This window comes from Leucobacter soli, from assembly GCF_042659205.1.
Lineage (GTDB): Bacteria > Actinomycetota > Actinomycetes > Actinomycetales > Microbacteriaceae > Leucobacter > Leucobacter soli.
This window is the reverse complement of the sequence record NZ_JBHSRW010000440.1, coordinates 1-827: the sequence shown is the minus strand read 5'-3', so window position 1 is coordinate 827 and position 827 is coordinate 1. Positions and strand designations below refer to the sequence as shown.

General features: G+C 69.8%; 1 pseudogene. It reads right to left on the bottom strand.

Annotated elements, in window-relative coordinates:
- A pseudogene (locus tag ACFPZL_RS13815) lies at nucleotides 1-527 on the bottom strand (hypothetical protein); the annotation flags it as partial.
- Nucleotides 528-827 lie beyond the last annotated feature (300 nt).

The window sequence follows — 827 nt, the reverse complement described above, 5'->3', positions numbered from 1 at the left end:
TAGCCGGCGTAGCCCGGAATCGTCGCGGCCGCCGCGACCGTCGAGGCGCCCGTCCGGGCATAGCCGGGGGCGCGCGGGGCGATCACGCGGGGACCGATCCTGCCGGCCAGCAGCATCGCCCAGAGCGGAGGCAGCACGATCGCCAGAACGGTGAAGCCGCCTCCCACGCCGACCTCGGTGCCGATGCGATGCGCCGCGACGATCTGGAGGATCGCGGACACGAGCGGCAGAAGCCAGAGCACGAAGACGACGAACACGAACGGCACCTGATGGGACCAGTGGAACAGGCGCAGCGGGAAGGTGAGGATGAGCGCGAGATACCCCAGCGCCATCCAGCCGGGGAGGCCGGCCCGCTCGAGGAGCCGCCACACGTTCCAGACCGGCACCCAGCCCTCCCATGACTGCATCCCCAGTCTGGGGAAGAGCCGGGAGAAGGCCCACAGCCCCCAGATCGTCAATCCGAGCGCGATCAGCCCGAAGATGATGCTGCTGATCACCACGGCCGCGAACAGCCCCGAGTATGCCATCTGGGTTCCCCTATCGCTCTTCCGTTCGATCCGGAAGCTCCGCAGCCGATTCTTCCGTACTCCGACGCCGTGCGGCAAACATTACGCCGTAGGAGCTCAGCGCATAAGCCGCTCGGATCCGCCTCATTCGACCGAATCCCGCCTCGCGCTCCGCACGATCGGCGTCGGCCGCCGCCCACATCCAGTCGGCCTCTTCGTCGCCGATACCGCTCGGCGAGAACACCGCCCGGTCCGCCCGCTCCGCGGCCCAGCGTGCCGGGGCGGTGCCCAGCACGGCTGCGACCTCCGGTCGACCGGCGG